This is a genomic window from Microbacterium dextranolyticum, from assembly GCF_016907295.1.
Taxonomy (GTDB): domain Bacteria; phylum Actinomycetota; class Actinomycetes; order Actinomycetales; family Microbacteriaceae; genus Microbacterium; species Microbacterium dextranolyticum.
The window spans coordinates 1,573,624-1,591,143 of sequence record NZ_JAFBBR010000001.1 but is presented as its reverse complement, the minus strand read 5'-3'; the positions used below and the strand labels follow the sequence as shown (position 1 = coordinate 1,591,143).

The 17,520-nt window shown below is 68.5% G+C and carries 13 protein-coding genes; 7 read left to right on the top strand and 6 right to left on the bottom strand.

All coding sequences use genetic code 11. The features are described from left to right. Positions 1-6 precede the first annotated feature (6 nt). Entirely contained in the window at positions 7-1,143 is a 1,137-nt protein-coding gene (locus JOE64_RS07290; protein ID WP_204963638.1) for an alkaline phosphatase family protein, read from the bottom strand. Between the two features lie 75 nt (positions 1,144-1,218). On the opposite strand from JOE64_RS07290, the gene JOE64_RS07285 reads away from it, so the two are divergent. Beyond that, entirely contained in the window at positions 1,219-3,663 is a 2,445-nt protein-coding gene (locus tag JOE64_RS07285) for a DNA gyrase/topoisomerase IV subunit A (RefSeq protein ID WP_204963637.1), read from the top strand. A gap of 18 nt (positions 3,664-3,681) precedes the next feature. Here JOE64_RS07285 and JOE64_RS07280 read toward each other — a convergent pair whose 3' ends face one another. Continuing rightward, positions 3,682-4,344 (bottom strand): response regulator transcription factor, encoded by a 663-nt coding sequence (locus tag JOE64_RS07280; protein ID WP_204963636.1) that lies wholly within the window; start codon positions 4,342-4,344, stop codon positions 3,682-3,684. A gap of 208 nt (positions 4,345-4,552) precedes the next feature. Here JOE64_RS07280 and JOE64_RS07275 point away from each other — a divergent pair, with 208 nt between their 5' ends. After that, positions 4,553-5,722, top strand: a complete 1,170-nt coding sequence (locus tag JOE64_RS07275; RefSeq protein WP_271202545.1) for a sensor histidine kinase — start codon at positions 4,553-4,555, stop codon at positions 5,720-5,722. Positions 5,723-5,989: 267 nt separating this feature from the next. Here the strand turns inward: JOE64_RS07275 and JOE64_RS07270 are convergent, their stop codons facing one another. Next, a complete protein-coding gene (locus JOE64_RS07270; protein ID WP_372432887.1) occupies positions 5,990-8,059 on the bottom strand; it encodes a DNA gyrase/topoisomerase IV subunit B in 2,070 nt (689 codons plus the stop codon). Between the two features lie 203 nt (positions 8,060-8,262). Here JOE64_RS07270 and JOE64_RS07265 point away from each other — a divergent pair, with 203 nt between their 5' ends. Together JOE64_RS07265 and JOE64_RS07260 are read left to right on the top strand one after the other, a co-directional pair. Further along, positions 8,263-8,481 carry a DUF7455 domain-containing protein gene (locus tag JOE64_RS07265; RefSeq protein WP_204963635.1) on the top strand — a complete coding sequence of 73 codons (219 nt, stop codon included), beginning with the start codon at positions 8,263-8,265 and terminating at the stop codon, positions 8,479-8,481. A 51-nt stretch (positions 8,482-8,532) separates the two neighbouring features. After that, positions 8,533-9,558 carry a sugar-transfer associated ATP-grasp domain-containing protein gene (locus JOE64_RS07260; RefSeq protein WP_204963634.1) on the top strand — a complete coding sequence of 342 codons (1,026 nt, stop codon included), beginning with the start codon at positions 8,533-8,535 and terminating at the stop codon, positions 9,556-9,558. 74 nt (positions 9,559-9,632) lie between these two features. On the opposite strand, the gene JOE64_RS07255 is transcribed toward JOE64_RS07260, so the two are convergent. From JOE64_RS07255 to JOE64_RS07245, 3 genes are all read right to left on the bottom strand, one after another. Continuing rightward, positions 9,633-10,334 (bottom strand): coenzyme F420-0:L-glutamate ligase, encoded by a 702-nt coding sequence (locus tag JOE64_RS07255; RefSeq protein WP_204963633.1) that lies wholly within the window; start codon positions 10,332-10,334, stop codon positions 9,633-9,635. Further along, positions 10,331-11,659, bottom strand: a complete 1,329-nt coding sequence (locus JOE64_RS07250; protein WP_271202546.1) for an RNA polymerase sigma factor — start codon at positions 11,657-11,659, stop codon at positions 10,331-10,333. Before JOE64_RS07250 ends, JOE64_RS07255 begins: the two co-directional genes overlap by 4 nt. 206 nt (positions 11,660-11,865) lie before the next feature. Then, complete coding sequence (locus tag JOE64_RS07245) at positions 11,866-12,789, bottom strand: proteasome assembly chaperone family protein (RefSeq protein ID WP_204963632.1); 924 nt, start codon at positions 12,787-12,789, stop codon at positions 11,866-11,868. 119 nt (positions 12,790-12,908) lie between these two features. On the opposite strand from JOE64_RS07245, the gene JOE64_RS07240 reads away from it, so the two are divergent. The 3 genes from JOE64_RS07240 (at position 12,909) to sucB (ending at position 17,513) form a co-directional block, all read left to right on the top strand. Beyond that, on the top strand, positions 12,909-14,375 hold the full coding sequence (locus JOE64_RS07240) for a leucyl aminopeptidase (RefSeq protein ID WP_204963631.1): 1,467 nt from the start codon (positions 12,909-12,911) through the stop codon (positions 14,373-14,375). Then, positions 14,372-15,742: a dihydrolipoyl dehydrogenase gene (gene lpdA / locus JOE64_RS07235; protein ID WP_204963630.1), complete on the top strand. Its 1,371-nt coding sequence runs from the start codon at positions 14,372-14,374 to the stop codon at positions 15,740-15,742. Before JOE64_RS07240 ends, lpdA begins: the two co-directional genes overlap by 4 nt. 64 nt (positions 15,743-15,806) lie before the next feature. Continuing rightward, positions 15,807-17,513: a 2-oxoglutarate dehydrogenase, E2 component, dihydrolipoamide succinyltransferase gene (gene sucB, locus JOE64_RS07230; protein WP_204963629.1), complete on the top strand. Its 1,707-nt coding sequence runs from the start codon at positions 15,807-15,809 to the stop codon at positions 17,511-17,513. Positions 17,514-17,520 lie beyond the last annotated feature (7 nt).

The window sequence follows — 17,520 nt, the reverse complement described above, 5'->3', positions numbered from 1 at the left end:
ATCTCGTCAGCGCCTGCGGAATGCTCCGAGGCTGATGAGCGGGACGACGCGCTCCTGTTCCGTGAGTGAGCCGTGCTGCCCGATCATGCGTTGCGGCTTCTTGTCCTCGAGGCGATCGTCGTAGTAGGCGACGGCTCCGCGTGCGGCGACGAGCACGTCGCCGATCCGCGGGAGCACCTCCGCATCCACCCGTGAGCCGAAGAGTCCGGCGGCGATGACCTCATCGCGCGAAAGGACCCACGACCGCGACTGTTCACGCTCGCGCCACCGGGCGGCGACCCGCTCCGCGGCGCCCGCCGTCGTGGTCAGCTGCAGCAGACGCGGTTCGCCCGCGACGAGCTCGACCTCGTCGAGAAGATCGTCGCCGTCACTCAGCAGCACGTGGCGATGGCTCGGCACGTCGACCATGCCGTGGTCGGCTGTGACGACGGCCCCCGTTTCGCGTGCCGCTGCCTGCTCGAACCGGCGCAGCGCCGCGTCGACGCCTTCGAGAGCCGCGAGCCATTCCTCGCTCTCCCAGCCCCGTGCGTGTCCGATCGTGTCGAGTTCGGGCACGTAGACGTAGACGAGGGCCCCTCGGTGGGATGCCGCGAGCGCGGCGGCCGTCTCGAGCCGTTCCTCCACGCTCGCCGCCGCGACGAATTCCGCCCCCCGCTGGATCGCGCGGGTGAATCCCGAGTCCCGGTACAGCGCCTTCGAGACCACGTACACCGGACGCCCGGCGGCCGCTTCCCGCTCGAGCAGGGGCTGTGCCCGCTGCCACGTCAGGGGATCGAGTCCGTCGGTCTCCCACCCTTTGAGCTGGTTGGGCGCGCGCAGAGTTCCGGGGATCCGCGCGCGGTACCCGACGATGCCGTGCACTCCGGCATCCACGCCGGTCAACAGGCTGGTCAGCGCGGTCGCGGTCGTCGCGGGGAACACGGTCCGCGCCGCGTCGCGCTTCGTCATCGCCGACGTGAGGAAGCGAGCGTGTCCCGCGCGGGCGGAGAGATTCGCACGGCCCAGGCCGTCGATCACCACGAGGACAGCCGAGCCGACGGCCGGAAACCACTCGCCGTCGCCGGCGAGAGAGCGCAGCAGCTGCGGCACGACACCGGTGAGGCTCCGGGCTCCCGGCGGGTCCACGGGTAGGCTGAGTGACATCGGGGCCAGTCTCGCACACGGCGGACGGGGCCCCGTTTCCGTCACGTCACACATCACCGGGGGCATCCGAACTCCATGGCAGCTGCGCGCACCGAGCCGATTCCCGAGAGCCAGGGTCGCATCGAGGAGGTCGACGTCTCCGCGGAGATGCAGGACTCGTTCCTCGAGTACGCGTACTCCGTCATCTACTCGCGCGCCCTCCCCGACGCCCGCGACGGCTTGAAGCCGGTTCAGCGGCGCATCCTGTTCCAAATGGCCGACATGGGCCTGCGTCCCGATCGGGGCCACGTCAAGAGCGCACGCGTCGTCGGCGAGGTGATGGGAAAGCTGCACCCGCACGGCGATTCGGCGATCTACGACGCCCTGGTCCGCCTCGCGCAGCCGTTCGCCCTGCGTGTTCCGCTCGTGGACGGACACGGCAACTTCGGTTCGCTCGACGATGGTCCCGCAGCGGCGCGATACACCGAGGCGCGCCTCGCGCAGGCCGCTCTCGCTCTCACCGAGAATCTCGACGAGGACGTCGTCGACTTCGTCCCCAACTACGACGGCCAGTTCCAGCAGCCTGCGGTGCTCCCCGCCGCCTTCCCGAACCTTCTGGTCAACGGGGCGACGGGCATCGCCGTCGGCATGGCGACCAACATGGCGCCGCACAACCTCATCGAGGTCGTCGCCGCCGCCACCCACCTCCTCGAGAACCCCGAGGCGACCACCGCCGAGCTGCGGGAGTTCGTTCCCGGTCCCGATCTTCCCGGCGGCGGCATCATCGTCGGTCTCGACGGCATCGCCGACGCGTACGAAACGGGTCGCGGCACCTTCCGCACCCGCGCGAAGACGTCGATCGAGTCGCTGGGGCCCCGTCGCACCGGCATCGTGGTGACGGAGCTGCCGTACATGGTCGGCGCCGAGCGCGTGATCGAGAAGATCAAGGATGCCGTGGGCGCGAAGAAGCTCACCGGGATCTCCGACATCAACGACCTGACCGATCGCAACCACGGACTCCGGCTCGTCATCGGCATCAAGACCGGATTCGACCCGCAGGCGGTCCTGGAGCAGCTGTACCGGCTCACCCCCCTCGAGGACTCGTTCGGCATCAACAACGTCGCCCTCGTCGACGGACAGCCCCAGACCCTCGGCCTCAAACCGCTGCTCCGGGTCTACCTCGACCACCGTATCCAGGTCGTCACCCGACGCAGCCGTCATCGCCTGGCCCGCAGACGCGAGCGCCTGCACCTGGTCGAGGGGCTGCTGATCGCGATCCTCGACATCGACGAGGTCATCCAGGTCATCCGAGCCTCGGATGACAGCGAAGAGGCCCGCACGCGCCTCATGAGCGTCTTCGACCTGTCGCAGCTGCAGGCGGAGTACATCCTGGAACTGCGCCTGCGGCGCCTCACGAAGTTCTCGCGGGTAGAACTCGAGGCCGAGCGCGACACCCTGAAGGCCGACATCGCGGCCCTCGAAGAGCTGCTCGGCAGCGATGCGCTGCTGCGTGCGCAGGTCGCACGCGAGCTCGATGCCGCCGCCGAGACGTTCGGCACGCCGCGTCGCACCCTTCTGCTCAACGGCGGTCCCGTCGCCACGCGCACGCGCTCGGCGGCGCCGGCCGACCTTCAGATCGCCGACGCACCGTGCCGCGTCTTCCTCTCCGCCACGGGGAGGATGGTGCGAGCGGAGCTCTCCCCCGACGGCGGCGTCGTGGCACCGACGCGAAGGGCGAAGCACGACGGCATCCGCGCCGCCGTGGACGCCAGCACCCGAGGCGACCTCGGCGCCGTCACGACAGCCGGGCGTCTGGTTCGGTTCTCTCCGGTGGATCTGCCCTCTGTTCCCGCCAACGCGGTCCAGCTCGCCGCGGGGGTGCGCGCCGATCAGTACCTCGGGCTCGCGTCCGGTGAGCACGTCGTGACGATCGTCCCGCTCGGGCACGACGTCATCGCCCTGGGAACGGCGCAGGGCGTCGTGAAGCGCGTCGCGGCATCCGAGTTGCCCCCCGGCAAGCACGAGGTCGAGATCATCGCCCTGAAGCCCGGTGACCGGGTGATCGGTGCGGGTCTGAGCCGAGACGGCTCCGAGCTCGTCTTCGTCGCCTCCGACGCGCAGCTGCTGCGCTTCGACGCCGATGCGGTGCGCCCGCAGGGCCGCGCGGCCGGGGGCATGGCGGGCATCCGGTTGGCGACGGGCGCCGAGGCGATCTACTTCGCTCCCGTCCGCGGCGACGCGGCCACCGTGGTAGTCACGGTCGCCGGATCGACGCGTGCCATCGCCGGGACGGATGCCGGCAGCGCGAAGGTCTCCACGTTCGACGAGTTCCCCGCGAAGGGGCGGGGAACCGGCGGCGTTCGCGCTCAGCGCTTCTTGAAGGGCGAGGATGCCCTCGCCCTCGCCTGGGTGGGCGTCGAGCCGCGCGCCGTCGGAGCGGACGGGTCGGTGCGTCAGCTGCCCGAGGTCGGTGCCAAACGCGACGCGTCGGGGCACGCGCTCGACGCCGTCGTCGGCGCGATCGGCACCGTCATCGCCTGAACAGTCGGTCAGGTCAGGTCAGGTCAGCGAGACGAGTCCGAGCTGCGTTGCACGGATGAGCACCTGGATCCGGTCGCGCACGCCCCACTTGGCGGTGATCCGACCCAGATGCGACTTGACGGTCGCCTCGGACACGAACATCGCACCGGCGATCTCGGCGTTCGACATGCCCTGCGCGAGAAGGGTGACCACCTCGAGCTCTCGCTCGGTCAGCTCTTCGTCGCGGCCCATCGTGCGGGTGCTCTGATGCTGCCCGTTCTGCACCGATGAGACGAGCTCTTTCGCGACCCGGGGAGAGAGCACGTAGCCACCCTCGTGCGCGAGCCGTGCCGCGTCCAGGATGCGATCGGGCGACGTGTCTTTCACGAGGTACCCGGATGCCCCGGCACTCAGCATCGGGACGATGACACGCTCGGCCGAGAACGTCGTGAGGGCGACGATCTTGATGCCCGGGAACTCGCGTGTCAACCGCGACGTCGCCTCGATCCCGTCCATCACCGGCATCTGCACGTCCATCAGCACGACATCGGGGTGAGTCGCGCGCACGACCGTGATGGCATCGGCGCCGTTGTCGGCCTCGCCGACCAGCTCGAATCCGTCCGAGGACTCGAGGAAGACCCGCAACGCGGCTCTCACCAATGACTCGTCATCGACGATGATCACGCGGATCGTTTCACTCACGTCGCCATCTTACGAAGGTCCACCGTCCACGCGTCGCAGGACATCACCGACAAAAGTCGCAACCGGTCTAAACCTTCGTCTGTCGTGCGCGGTGACCTGAGTTTGAAGAATCGATTCGAGACATTGCAGGAGGTGAAAGATATGTGGTACTGGCTCGGACAGGTTCTTGGCATCTGGCGTTGAGCGCGCATCGCGAGATAATCGCGACGTGCCCTCCAACCGCCCTTCCTTGATCAACTACATGCGCATTTCATTTTGGAGCTATCGCGCACTCGGCTCGCCGGCACGGCGACTTCTGATCATTCTCGTGGCGGTCATCCTCCTTCTTGACTCGCTCTTCCGGGCGACCAACAACGGAGCGACGACTGTGCTTTCCGCAGTCGTGACCACGGCGTTCACACTCGCCGTGGCGCTGTTCGTGTGGAAACCTCCTGTAGCCACATTGACGTTGATCGCAACGATCGTCGTCGCGGCTTTCACGGGGGTCTTCGACAGCTTGATCGCCGGCGCAGCGATTCTCGGCCTTGTCGCATTCACCTGTAGTACGGGTCTGATAGCTGTTTATGCGCTTGCCTGGGTCGCCTGGCTCATCGCGGCCATGACGCGGTCAGATACCGCGTTCCAGCCGCTGGGCGCCGTCGTCATCGCACTGATGAGCGGCGTGAGTTTGGTCATCGGTGTCTTCATCCGTCAGCAATACGAGAGGGCTCAGAGCTTGGCCACACAGCTCGAGGCGACCGAGCGCGAGGTCGCAGACCAGCTGCGGCACGAACGCGACCTGATCGCCGACGAGCTGCACGACATCGTCGCCCACGAGATCACGATCGTCGCTCTCCACGCCGCCGTGCTCGAACGCACCGATGACGCGCACACCCGCACGCAGTCTCAGACAGCGATCCGCGAGGCCGCCGTGCAGGCCCTGACCGACATCCGGCGGGTACTGGGGATGGTGCGCGGCGAGGAGAACCTCGCACCCGAGCGTATCCCGTCCGCCGACAGCCTTCCCGAGACGATCGCCACGGTGACCGAAGAGCTCGGCCGTGCGGGCATCCGCGTGACGGCCGATGTCCCCGACGATCTCCGCCTGCCCAGCGCGTCCCATGTCGCGCTCGTCCGCGTCATCCGCGAGAGCAGCACGAACGTGCTGAAGCACGCGACCGGAGCACGCACCGTGCGCATCACCCTCGCCGTGGAGCGCGGTTGGACGCGACTCGAGTTCGCGGACGACTCTCCCCCGGCACGCACCGCCGGCCTTCCCGCGTCGGGGTACGGCATCATGCGCCTTCAGGAGCGATTCCGGCTCTTCGGCGGGTCCTTCTCCGCAGAGCGGCGGCCTTCCGGCTGGGTCGTGTCCGCTTCGCTGCCTCTCGAGGCCTGAACTGCCCGCTCCGTACGCACGCTAGACGAAAGTCGTATCGGAATCATCCGTACGTAGCGCCGCCCGTCGGGGCCGCGAGCCTAACCTGATAGTGCCGAGGAACGGATCCCCAGTCCGATCCTCACGGAGCATTCCGCAGCGTCCAGTGGTTTCGGGGACGATGACCTCTCGGAGACATCGTCACCACTGTGATGCGCGAGTTCCGCGGCGATGGCCCGAAACCGATTCCCCCCAGCTCGGTTTCGGGCCCCGCCCGGACCATTCGGGTCAGGCGTCGATGGCCTCGCGGTCGAGACGATCCGCCGACGAGACGATGAAGTCGCGGCGCGGGGCGACATCGCTGCCCATCAGCAGCTCGAACACCGCCGACACCGCCTCTGCGTCTTGAACCCGCACGCGGCGAAGCGTTCGCCCGGCACGATCCATCGTGGTGGTCGCGAGCTGATCGGCGTCCATCTCACCCAGGCCCTTGTACCGCTGCACGGGTTCTTGCCAGCGGCGATTCGACTTCTGCAGCTTCGCGAGCAGAGCGTGCAGCTCCTTCTCGGAGTACGTATAGATCGTCTCGTTGGGCTTCGAACCCGGGTTCACCACGATCACACGATGCAGCGGCGGAACGGCGGCGTAAACCCTGCCGGCCTCGATGAGGGGCCGCATGTAGCGGAAAAAGAGCGTCAAGAGCAGCGTGCGGATGTGCGCACCGTCGACGTCCGCGTCGCTCATGAGGATGATCTTGCCGTAGCGGGCGGCATCGAGGTCGAATGAGCGCCCCGAACCGGCGCCGATCGTCTGGATAATCGCGGCGCACTCGGCGTTCGAGAGCATGTCGCTGATCGACGCCTTCTGCACGTTGAGGATCTTGCCGCGGATCGGCAGCAGCGCCTGATACTCGCTGTTGCGCGCGTGCTTCGCGGTGCCGAGCGCCGAGTCACCCTCGACGATGAACAGCTCGGTCTGCTCGACGTCGCTGGTGCGGCAGTCGGCGAGCTTCGCCGGCAACGACGACGACTCGAGCGCGTTCTTCCGCCGCTGCGTCTCTTTGTGCGTGCGCGCCGAGATGCGCGCCTTCATCTCCGACACCGACTTCTCGAGGATCAGCGCGCACTGCGCCTTGTCTTCACGCTTGGGAGACGCGAACCTCGCGTTCAGCTCGGCGGCGACGACGTTCGCGACGATCGTTCGTACGGCAGGCGTGCCGAGGATCTCCTTCGTCTGACCTTCGAACTGCGGTTCGGGCAGACGCACCGTGAGCACCGCCGTGAGGCCGGCGATGATGTCATCCTTCTCGAGCTTGTCGTTGCCGACTTTCAGGCGCCGCGCATTCTGCTCGACCTGAGCGCGGACGACCTTCATCAGCCCCTGCTCGAAGCCGGTCTGGTGCGTGCCGCCCTTGGGCGTCGCGATGATGTTGACGAACGAACGCGTGACCGTCTCGTACCCGGTGCCCCAGCGCAAAGCGATGTCCACCTCGCACGTGCGCTCGACGTCGGTCGGCACCATCGCGCCGCCGGGCTGGAGCACGGGTACGGTCTCGACGAACGTGCCCGACCCGGTGAGGCGCCAGGTGTCGGTCAGCGCGGGATCGGGGGCGAGGAAGTCGGCGAACTCCGAGATCCCGCCGTCGAAGCGGAACGCGGTCGTCGCCGGTTCGTCACCGCGCTCGTCGACGATGTCGATCTCGAGTCCGGGCACCAGGAACGCCGTCTGCCGCGCCCGCTGCTCGAGCTCGTCCAGGTGGAACGCGGCATCCTTCGTGAAGATCTGCCGGTCAGCCCAATAGCGGATGCGCGTGCCCGTCACCCCGCGCGGAGCCTTGCCGATGACGCGCAGCTGCGACGCCCGTTCGAACGGTGTGAACGGCGAGTCGGGCGAGGGACCGTCGAAGACCCCCGGCTCACCGCGACGGAACGACATCGCGTACGTCTTGCCGCCGCGGTCGACCTCGACGTCCAGCCGCTCGCTGAGCGCGTTGACGACCGATGCTCCGACGCCGTGCAGACCGCCCGAGGCGGCGTACGACCCGCCGCCGAACTTGCCACCCGCATGCAGTTTCGTGAAGACAACCTCGACACCGGACAGTCCGGTGCGCGGCTCGATGTCGACGGGGATGCCGCGCGCACGGTCCCTCACCTCGACACTGCCGTCGGCGCGCAAAATCACGTCGATGTGCGAACCGAATCCCGCCAGCGCCTCATCGACGGAGTTGTCGATGATCTCCCAGACGCAGTGCATGAGCCCACGCGAGTCGGTCGACCCGATGTACATCCCGGGGCGCTTGCGGACGGCCTCGAGCCCCTCGAGCACCTGGAGGTGATGGGCGGAATACTCGGCGGTCACGATCTCCAAGCCTAAGCGTCCGCCCGGCTGTGCGGCGGCGTGGACACGCGGCCGCACCCAGACCCGCCGAGGCAGCAGAATTCCCGGCACGCGCCGACGTACGCGCACAGCGAAATGTGACCGGAACCCGGCATTCTCACGGCACCGCCGTGGTTGTATGTCATGCATCCGCACCGCATCGCATGTATCGAGGAGGAACCGAAATGAGCATGTCGACCACCGCTGAGCCCGCCGTCCTCGAGTACCGTCTGACCGCCACCGACCGCTGCGACTCGTGCGGCGCCCAGGCCTACATCGCCGCAGAGGTCAACGGCAGCGAACTGCTGTTCTGCGCTCACCACGGCCGCAAGTACGAAGAGAAGCTTCGCGCGGTCGCCACGTCGTGGCACGACGAGACCGCTCGTCTCGCCGACGCTCGCTGAGCACCGCCGCGTAGACTGACGGGATCCCCACCCCTAATCGGAGGTTCCGTCATGGCTTCGCGCGGTCTGTCGCCTTTGCACCGCATCCAGGTGCTGTTCGAGCGTGCACGCGGCTTCGACTACGCCTCCGTCACGGAACGCGCTCGCTTCACCGCCGGCGTGCACGGCAAGAGCTACCCGATAGTCTTCGTCGACATGCTCTGGTCCGCGGCGCGTCATCGCGTGGGGTTCAACGACTACGTCGAATTCGATTTCGCCATCCTCACGCGTGCCGAGCGCGCGACCTGGGTGACGAGCCCCCTCGCACTGGAGCTCTCGAACCGCTACGACGACCTCGCCCACGTGCACAGCTTCCACCACAAGGTCGAGTTCAACCGCGTCTTCGACCGCTTCCTGGGGCGCGAGTGGCTGGAGCTCACCCCCGCCAACGCCGCCGAGCTCGAGGCCTTCGCCATGCGGCATCCCGTCTTCATCGCGAAGGTGCCGGTGAGCAAGTCCGGCGCGGGCGTGCGTCGCTATGTCGCGTCGGAGGTCGCCGACTGGTCGGCATTCCACGCAGAGCTGATCGCCAAAGACGAACTGCTGATCGAGGAGTGCATCCGACAGCACGACGATCTCGAGGCGATCGCCCCCGGTACCGCCAACACCACTCGTGTCACGACCTTCGTCACCGATGACGGCTCCGTGAAGATCATCAATATGGCGCAGAAGTTCGGGCGCGGACAGGTGAGCGACCAGGCGGCCTTCGGCGGCTTCTACACCGCGCTGCACGAGGACGGCCGTGCAATGGGCATGGGGTACTCCACCACAGGTCTGCTCTACGAGACCCACCCCGATACCGGGTATCGCATCTCGGATTTCACCTTGCCGATGCTCGACGAGGTCCGCGCGCTCATCACCGAGGTCGCACAGGTCGTCCCCCAGGTGCGCTACGTCGGCTGGGACGTCGTCGTCACTCCGACCGGCCCCGTCCTGGTGGAGGGCAACTGGGGCGCGGGAGTGTTCGAGAACAAGCCCACGGCGAGCGGCATCCGGCACGGGCATCTGCCCCGCTACCGCGCGGCGATGGGTTTCTGAGCGGACTCTCCACCCAGGCGTGAGGGCCGGCAGGATCTCCCCTGCCGGCCCTCTCGCCTGTGTCGCAACGTGGCTCAGGCGCGTCGAATCACGCCCATCGGCGTCGACTGATGCCCCTGTCCGAGCGGATTGTCCGAGAGGATGCGCACGAGCTGCTGTTCACCGGCACGATCGAGCGTCGAGCCGAGGATGTTGCCGCCGATGTCGTTGATGTCGACGACCGCGACTGCCTCGGGGGTGCCGAGAAGCGCCTTCAGCCGAGCCGCGACAGCGTCGGGCTCTGTGGGGCCGAGGACCACGGCGCGGTCGTACGGCGGGATCGTGCCGTCGGTCGGCCCGTCGATCGCTCGCGCCTTGTCTCCCGCGATGCGGTAGAAGTCACCGCGACGACCGAACAGCTTCGTGACGGCACTGACCGCGGCAGCGAAGAGGATGCGCGGCGTGCCACACTCTCGCAGCGCCATCTCCATCGTCTCGGGCATGCCGAGACCGATCCCGTACGAGGTCTTCGTCACGTATCGCGACAGGAAGCGGGCGAGAGGACGCGGCTGGATCGCATCGAGCGTGTACGAGCGCCCCTGCGTGATGGCGACGATCTTCTCCGTCACGAAGAGGGTGTCTCCGGGCTGGACGACGCCGGCCGCGTACTCGGTCACGAACGCGTCGAGGTCATCGCCCGGCATGACGACCCGCGTGCGGATCGGGATGCGCTTGAAGGTCCCCGCGTCGGTCGTGACTGACAGAGCCTTGCCGTCGTTGGGTGCCGCCTCGCTCATTCGAGGTAGTCCCGGAGCGACTGCGACCGCGACGGATGCCGGAGCTTCGCCATCGTCTTGGACTCGATCTGGCGGATCCGCTCGCGCGTGACGCCGAAGGTGTCGCCGATCTGGTCGAGGGTCTTGGGCTGACCGTCGCCGAGGCCGAAGCGCATGCGGATGACGCCCGCCTCACGCTCGCTCAGCGAGTCGAGGAGCGACTCGAGCTGACGCTGCAGCATTGTGAAACCGACCGCGTCGGCCGGGACCACGGCCTCGGTGTCCTCGATGAGGTCACCGAACTCGCTGTCGCCGTCTTCGCCGAGCGGGGTGTGCAGCGAGATGGGTTCGCGGCCGTACTTCTGCACCTCGATGACCTTCTCGGGGGTCATGTCGAGCTCCCGCGACAGTTCCTCGGGCGTGGGTTCGCGACCGAGGTCCTGCAGCATCTGCCGCTGGACACGGGCAAGCTTGTTGATGACCTCGACCATGTGCACCGGGATGCGGATCGTGCGCGCCTGGTCGGCCATGGCGCGGGTGATCGCCTGACGGATCCACCAGGTGGCGTAGGTCGAGAACTTGAAGCCCTTCGTGTAGTCGAACTTCTCGACGGCACGGATGAGGCCGAGGTTGCCCTCCTGGATGAGATCCAGGAACTGCATTCCGCGCCCCGTGTATCGCTTGGCGAGCGAGACGACGAGGCGCAGGTTGGCGCCCAGCAGGTGGCTCTTCGCGCGCTGGCCGTCGCGCGCGACCCACTGCAGGTCGAGTCCGAGCTGCTTGGACTTCTCGGCAGCCGTCATGTGCGACAGCTTCTCTTCGGCGAACAGACCCGCCTCGATGCGCATCGCGAGCTCGACCTCTTCGGCCGCGTTCAGCAACGGAACCTTGCCGATCTGCTTGAGGTAGTCCTTGACGGGGTCGGCGGTGGCGCCGGTGATCTGCGTCGAATAGACCGGCACCTCGTCGTCGTCGCTCGACGAGATGACGATCGCGCCGGTCGGCAGCGGCTCCGTGAAGGCGGGCTTCGTCGTGCCCTCTTCGTCCTCGTCGTCGCCTTCGTCGTCCGACGAGCCCTTCGCCGGCTTCGTCGTGCTCGACTCATCCGAATCCGCGTCATCCGAATCGTCGTCGGCCTCGACGTCGATCTCCTCGTCGTCGTCGACGTCCTCGTCGACCTCGTCCGACTTCTTCGCCTTGGTCGCGGGCTTTCTCGCCGCGGGCTTCTTCGTCGCCGCGGCCGCCTTCTTCGCGGGGGCCTTCGTCGCCACCTCGGCAGCGGTCGTCTCGTCGATCTCGGTGTCTTCTGCCTTGCGTGTACGGGGGGTCTTCGTGCCGGAAGTCACGTCTCGCCTTTCACCGACGGTGCATGTCGGGGTTTCGGACACTAGTAAGACCCTTGTCAAGTCCGGCGCCGCCCTTTACAGGAACGGACCTCGACAGACAACGGGTCGGTGTCCTATTGTCTCATACCCCGGAGCGCGATCTTGCGGCGACGACGGGGCACACGTCCTCACCGTCTGAGAACACGTGGCGAGCGCGCCGCATTCCGTCAGCGGCGCCCGCGCTTGTCCTCGCCGTCGCGACGATCGGCGAGGAATCGCTCGAGCTCGGCCGCCAACTCGTCGGCGCTCGGGAGATCGCCGGTGTGGATGATCGGCTGTGCGAGCGTCGAGCCCGCCATGTATCCGTCGTAGCGCTCCTCGAGAGTGCGCAGCATGGTCGTCAGCTCGGCATTGCCCTCGACCTGGTCGTCGACCTTCGCGAGGTACTCCCGGTTCTCGTCACGCACGTCGTCGGCGTCGAACACCAGCCCCGTGGCCACGGAGATGCTGTCGAGCCCGGCCAGCGCCGCCGCCGGATACTCGGTGTCGGCGAGATAGTGCGGAACCAGCAACACGAATCCAGCGACTGCGGCTCCGCTCTCGGCCAGGCGAAGCTCGAGCAGATGACCCATTGTCGCGGGCACCTGGGTGTGCGGCTTCCACACCGAATGCGCCTCGGTGAGCTCGCTCCGCGTGCCGCTGACCGTGGTGCCGATGGGTCGCGTGTGCGGCACGGGCATGGGGATCGCGTGCACCCACGTCACCGACGTGACCTGCAGCCCCTCGGCCAGACCCACCACGGTCTCGGCGAACGCGTCCCACGCGAAATCCGGTTCGTAGCCGGCGAGCAGCACGAACGGCTGACCGAGTGCGTCGTGCGCGAGCGAGACGTCGAGTCGGGGCGGGCGGTAGTCGAGCAGGTGGTCACCGTCGAAGGTGATCGTGGGGCGCCGCGCGCGGTAGTCGAGCAGGACATCCGCGGAGAACGTGACGATCGGCGACGGCTCGAGATCGTCACGGAAGAGGTCGATCATGCGCGACACAGCACTTCCGGCATCCGTGAAACCAGTGAGCGCGATGACCATCGGAAGGCCCGCGGGCACGGGTGGGGCGGACGCGACGCGCTCGTACAGAGGACCGGACAGGGGCATGCCTCCACTGTACGAGCACCCCGACGGGGCACGTGCGGCGTCGCGCTGACAGCGAACAGCTCGGGCGGGGCGGTGCCGGCCGCACACCCCCGGCACCGCCGCAATCCTAGGATGGAGCAATGGCGTTCCCCGAGCTGTCGACCTCCCCCCTCCCCCTCGCCGACGCGGAAGCCGACGCGTTGATCCTGGCCGTGCCGCCTCTGGACGACGCACCGGATGCCACCTCTGACTGGTCGGGGCTGCACGCTACTCTGACGGCGGTCGGGTTCACCGGCGCCCCCGGGGCGATCGTGCGCGCGGCGGCACCCGACGCGACCTCACTGCCGCTGTTCGTCGTGGGCACCGGAGCGACCCCCGATGCCGCGACGGTGCGCGACGCCGTCGGCGCCGCCGTACGTTCCGCGATCGGATTCGCACACGTCGCGATCGGAGCACCCGGACTGGACGAGGCTCTCTGGCCCGCCGCGGCCGAAGGCGCGCTGCTGGGCGGCTACCGCTTCGAGGGCTACAAGTCGAACGCGGCGGCGGCGCGAGCGGAGATCGTCACGCTGCACGGCGTCTCCCCGGATGCCGTCGACGCGGACCGCGCGCGCACCGTGGCATCCGCTGCCGCGCTCGTGAAAGACCTCGTCAACACCCCCGCGCAGTGGATGGGACCACAAGACCTCGTCGACGCCGCGCACCGCTCGGTCGATGATCTGCCGATCGAGGTCACGGTCTGGGACGAGACGGCGCTCGAGGCCGAAGGGTTCGGCGGCATCCTCGGCATCGGGCAGGGTTCCGACCGCCCGCCGCGACTCGTGCGCCTCGAGTACCGTCCCGCAGGCGCCACGCACCACGTCGCCCTCGTCGGCAAGGGGATCACGTTCGACACCGGCGGCCTGTCGCTGAAGCCACCGGCCGGAATGGTGGGCATGAAGTTCGACATGGCCGGGGCGGCCACCGTGCTCGCCGTCGTGCGGGCTGCGTCCGAGCGGAGACTGCCCGTCCAGGTTTCGGGTTGGCTCTGCGTGGCCGACAACATGCCGTCGGGGCGCGCGCTGCGTCCGGGCGACGTCGTCCGCATCGCAGACGGAACGAGTGTGGAGGTCCTCAACACCGACGCCGAGGGCCGGGTCGTCCTCGCCGACGGGCTGGTCGCCGCGAGCCGGACGCACCCCGACGTCATCATCGACATCGCGACGCTCACCGGCGCCATCATCGTCGCTCTCGGCCACCGGCACACCGGCGTCATGGGCGACGACGACGCCGTCGCCGCCTATCTCGACGCGGCGGCCCAGGCGGGCGAGGCGGCCTGGCATCTCCCTCTTCCCGCACATATGGAGGACGAGCTGGACTCGCCCATCGCCGATCTGCAGAACGCGAAGATCGGCGACACATCCGGCGGCTCGCTGTTCGCGGGATTGTTCCTGCAGCGCTTCGTCGGCCGGGTCTCGGACGAGCCCGACGCTCCCCGCATTCCGTGGGTGCACCTCGACATCGCCGGCAGCGGTACCGCCAAGTCGGCGTTCGGCGCCACCGACAAAGGCCCGACGGCTGCGACGGTACGCACCCTCATCGCCTACCTGGAGGCATCGGCGCGATGAGCGTCCACAGCAGCGACATCGTCGTCCTCGGCGGCGGGAGCGGCGGGTACGCCGCGGCGATCCGTGCTGCGGAGCTCGGCAAGAGCGTCATCCTGATCGAGAAGGACAAGGTCGGCGGCACGTGTCTGCATCGAGGGTGCATCCCGACCAAGGCACTCCTGCACGCCGCCGAGGTGGCCGACCACGTGCGTGACGCCGCCGCGGTCGGTGTGAACGCGCGGTTCGACGGCATCGATCCGGTCGCGGTGACCGCTTACCGCGAGGGGATCGTCGCGAAGAAGTACCGAGGTCTCGAAGGCCTGCTGAAAGGACGCGGCATCACTGTCGTCACGGGCATGGGGCAGCTCGGGGCGGACGGTAGCGTCGCGGTGGGCGATGACGTCTACCGGGGCGCCGACGTCATCCTCGCCACGGGCTCGTACACCCGCACATTGCCGGGCCTCGACATCGGCGGCCGCGTCCTGACCAGCGAAGAGGCGCTCGCCCTCGATGTGGTGCCCGATCGTGTGATCGTGCTCGGTGGCGGCGTGATCGGAGTCGAGTTCGCCAGCGTCTGGCGCTCGTTCGGCGCGGAGGTCACGATCGTCGAAGCGCTCGACCACCTGGTGCCGAACGAGGACGTCGCCCTCAGCAAAGGTCTCGAGCGCGCCTTCCGCAAGCGCGGCATCACGACGCGGCTCGGCGCACGGTTCGCGACGGTCGCCCAGTCGGATGCCGGAGTCGAGGTCGCTCTCGAAGACGGCACCGTCCTGTCGGCCGACTACCTCCTCGTCGCGGTAGGGCGCGGACCCGCGACCGACGGCCTCGGGTTCGACCATGCCGGAGTGGCGCGCGAGCGCGGCTTCGTGACCGTCGACGAGCGGCTGCGCACGACCGCGCCGCACATCTGGGCGGTCGGTGACATCGTGCCGGGATTGCAGCTCGCCCACCGGGGCTTCCAACAGGGCATCTTCGTCGCCGAGCAGATCGCAGGGTTCGCCCCGGTCCCCGTACCGGAGTCCGCGATCCCCCGCGTCACCTACTCCAGCCCGGAGGTCGCCTCGGTCGGACTCACCGAATCGCAGGCGCGAGGCGCGCACGGCGACCGGGTCGTCACGTACGAGTACAACCTCGCGGGCAACGGCAAGAGCGAAATCCTCGGAACCGCCGGACTCGTCAAGGTCGTCCGACTCGCAGATGGACCGATCATCGGAGTGCACCTCCTCGGCGACCGAGTCGGCGAACTCATCACCGAGGGCCAGCTCGCCGTCGGGTGGGAGGCGCACCCCGACGACCTCGCTCCCCTCATCCATGCCCACCCGACCCAGAGCGAAGCACTGGGCGAGGCGTTCCTCGCCCTCGCGGGCAAACCGCTGCACGCGCTCTGACACCGCACCTGTTCGCGGATCAGTAAGCTAGAACGACATCGGACTTTTTGAAGGAGACACAGTCATGAGCACATCCGTGGTCCTCCCCGCGCTCGGCGAGAGCGTCACCGAGGGAACGGTCACCCGTTGGCTCAAGAAGGTCGGTGACACGATTCAGGCCGACGAAGGTCTGCTCGAGATCTCGACCGACAAGGTCGACACCGAGATCCCCTCCCCCGTGAGCGGCGTGATCGAGGAGATCCTCGTGCAGGAGGACGAGACCGTCGAGGTCGGCGCCGTCCTCGCGAAGATCGGCGACGGCTCGGGTGCTGCGCCCGCGGGCGACGCGCCGGCGCAGGAGCAGCCGGCCGCAGAGTCGGCTCCGACCCCGGAGCCCACCCCGGCCGCCCAGCCTGCACCCGCGGCGGCTGCGCCCGCCGCAGCTGCGCCCGCAGCCTCGAGCGACGCGAAGGACGTCGTCCTCCCCGAACTCGGCGAGAGCGTCACCGAGGGCACCGTCACCCGGTGGCTGAAGCAGGTCGGCGAGGACGTCGCCGTCGATGAGCCTCTGCTGGAGATCTCGACCGACAAGGTCGACACCGAGATCCCCTCGCCCGTGGCCGGCACGCTGCAGGAGATCGTCGTGGGCGAGGACGAGACCGTCGCCGTCGGCGCGGTGCTCGCGCGGATCGGATCGGGCGCCCCCGCGGCTCCCGCCCCCGCCGAAGCCCCGGCAGCTCCGGCACCCGCTGCCGAGGCACCCGCGGCGGCTCCGGCTCCTCAGGCTGCACCCGCTCCGGTCGCGGCATCGGCTCCGGCCCCTGCGGCAGCTCCGGCGCCGCAGACGGCGCCCGCCCCCGCGGCATCCGATGACGACGTGACGACGTACGTCACCCCGCTCGTGCGCCGACTCGCGCAGCAGCAGGGCGTCGACCTCGCCGCCGTCACCGGGACCGGAGTCGGCGGCCGCATCCGCAAGGAAGACGTGCTCCACGCCGCAGAGGCCGCGAAGGCCGCACCGGCGGCGCCCGCCGCGACCCCGGCAGCGGCTCCCGCGCCGGCGCTCGAGGTGTCGCCGCTGCGCGGCACGACCGCGCCGATGTCGCGTCTGCGCAAGGTGCTCGCCGAGCGCGCCGTCGCGTCGATGCAGCAGACCGCTCAGCTCACCACCGTCGTGAAGGTGGACGTGACGAAGGTCGCTGCGTACCGCAGCGCGGTGCAGTCGGACTTCGTGGCCAAGACGGGCGGGAAGCTCTCGTTCCTGCCGTTCTTCGTGCTGGCCGCGGCCGAGGCTCTGCAGGCCTTCCCCGTCATCAACGCGACCGTCAACGGCACCGACATCGTCTACCCCGCGACCGAGAACATCTCGATCGCGGTCGACACCGAGCGCGGCCTGCTGACGCCGGTGCTGCGCGACGCCGGCGACAAGACGCTCGCCTCGATCTCGTCGGAGATCGCCGACCTCGCCGCGCGGACGCGCGACAACAAGCTGAAGCCGGACGAGCTGGCGGGTGGGACGTTCACCGTCACCAACACGGGCTCGCGCGGCGCGCTGTTCGACACGCCCGTCGTGTTCCTGCCGCAGTCGGCGATCCTCGGAACCGGCGCCGTGGTCAAGGAGCCGGGCGTGGTCAAGGTCGACGGGGTGGAAGCGATCGGCATCCGTTCGTACGTCTACCTCGCGCTGTCCTACGACCACCGGATCGTGGACGGAGCCGACGCGGCACGCTTCCTGGGTGCGGTGAAGGCCCGCCTCGAAGCCGCGGACTTCGGTCCTCAGCTCGGAGTCTGACCGCACG

Bases quoted from the DNA above. Each gene is read 5' to 3' on its own strand.
- JOE64_RS07290 (WP_204963638.1), bottom strand. From the start codon at position 1,143: ATGTCACTCAGCCTACCCGTGGACCCGCCGGGAGCCCGGAGCCTCACC.
- JOE64_RS07285 (WP_204963637.1), top strand. From the start codon at position 1,219: ATGGCAGCTGCGCGCACCGAGCCGATTCCCGAGAGCCAGGGTCGCATC.
- JOE64_RS07265 (WP_204963635.1), top strand. From the start codon at position 8,263: ATGAGCATGTCGACCACCGCTGAGCCCGCCGTCCTCGAGTACCGTCTG.
- JOE64_RS07260 (WP_204963634.1), top strand. From the start codon at position 8,533: ATGGCTTCGCGCGGTCTGTCGCCTTTGCACCGCATCCAGGTGCTGTTC.
- JOE64_RS07255 (WP_204963633.1), bottom strand. From the start codon at position 10,334: ATGAGCGAGGCGGCACCCAACGACGGCAAGGCTCTGTCAGTCACGACC.
- JOE64_RS07245 (WP_204963632.1), bottom strand. From the start codon at position 12,789: ATGCCCCTGTCCGGTCCTCTGTACGAGCGCGTCGCGTCCGCCCCACCC.
- JOE64_RS07240 (WP_204963631.1), top strand. From the start codon at position 12,909: ATGGCGTTCCCCGAGCTGTCGACCTCCCCCCTCCCCCTCGCCGACGCG.
- lpdA (WP_204963630.1), top strand. From the start codon at position 14,372: ATGAGCGTCCACAGCAGCGACATCGTCGTCCTCGGCGGCGGGAGCGGC.
- sucB (WP_204963629.1), top strand. From the start codon at position 15,807: ATGAGCACATCCGTGGTCCTCCCCGCGCTCGGCGAGAGCGTCACCGAG.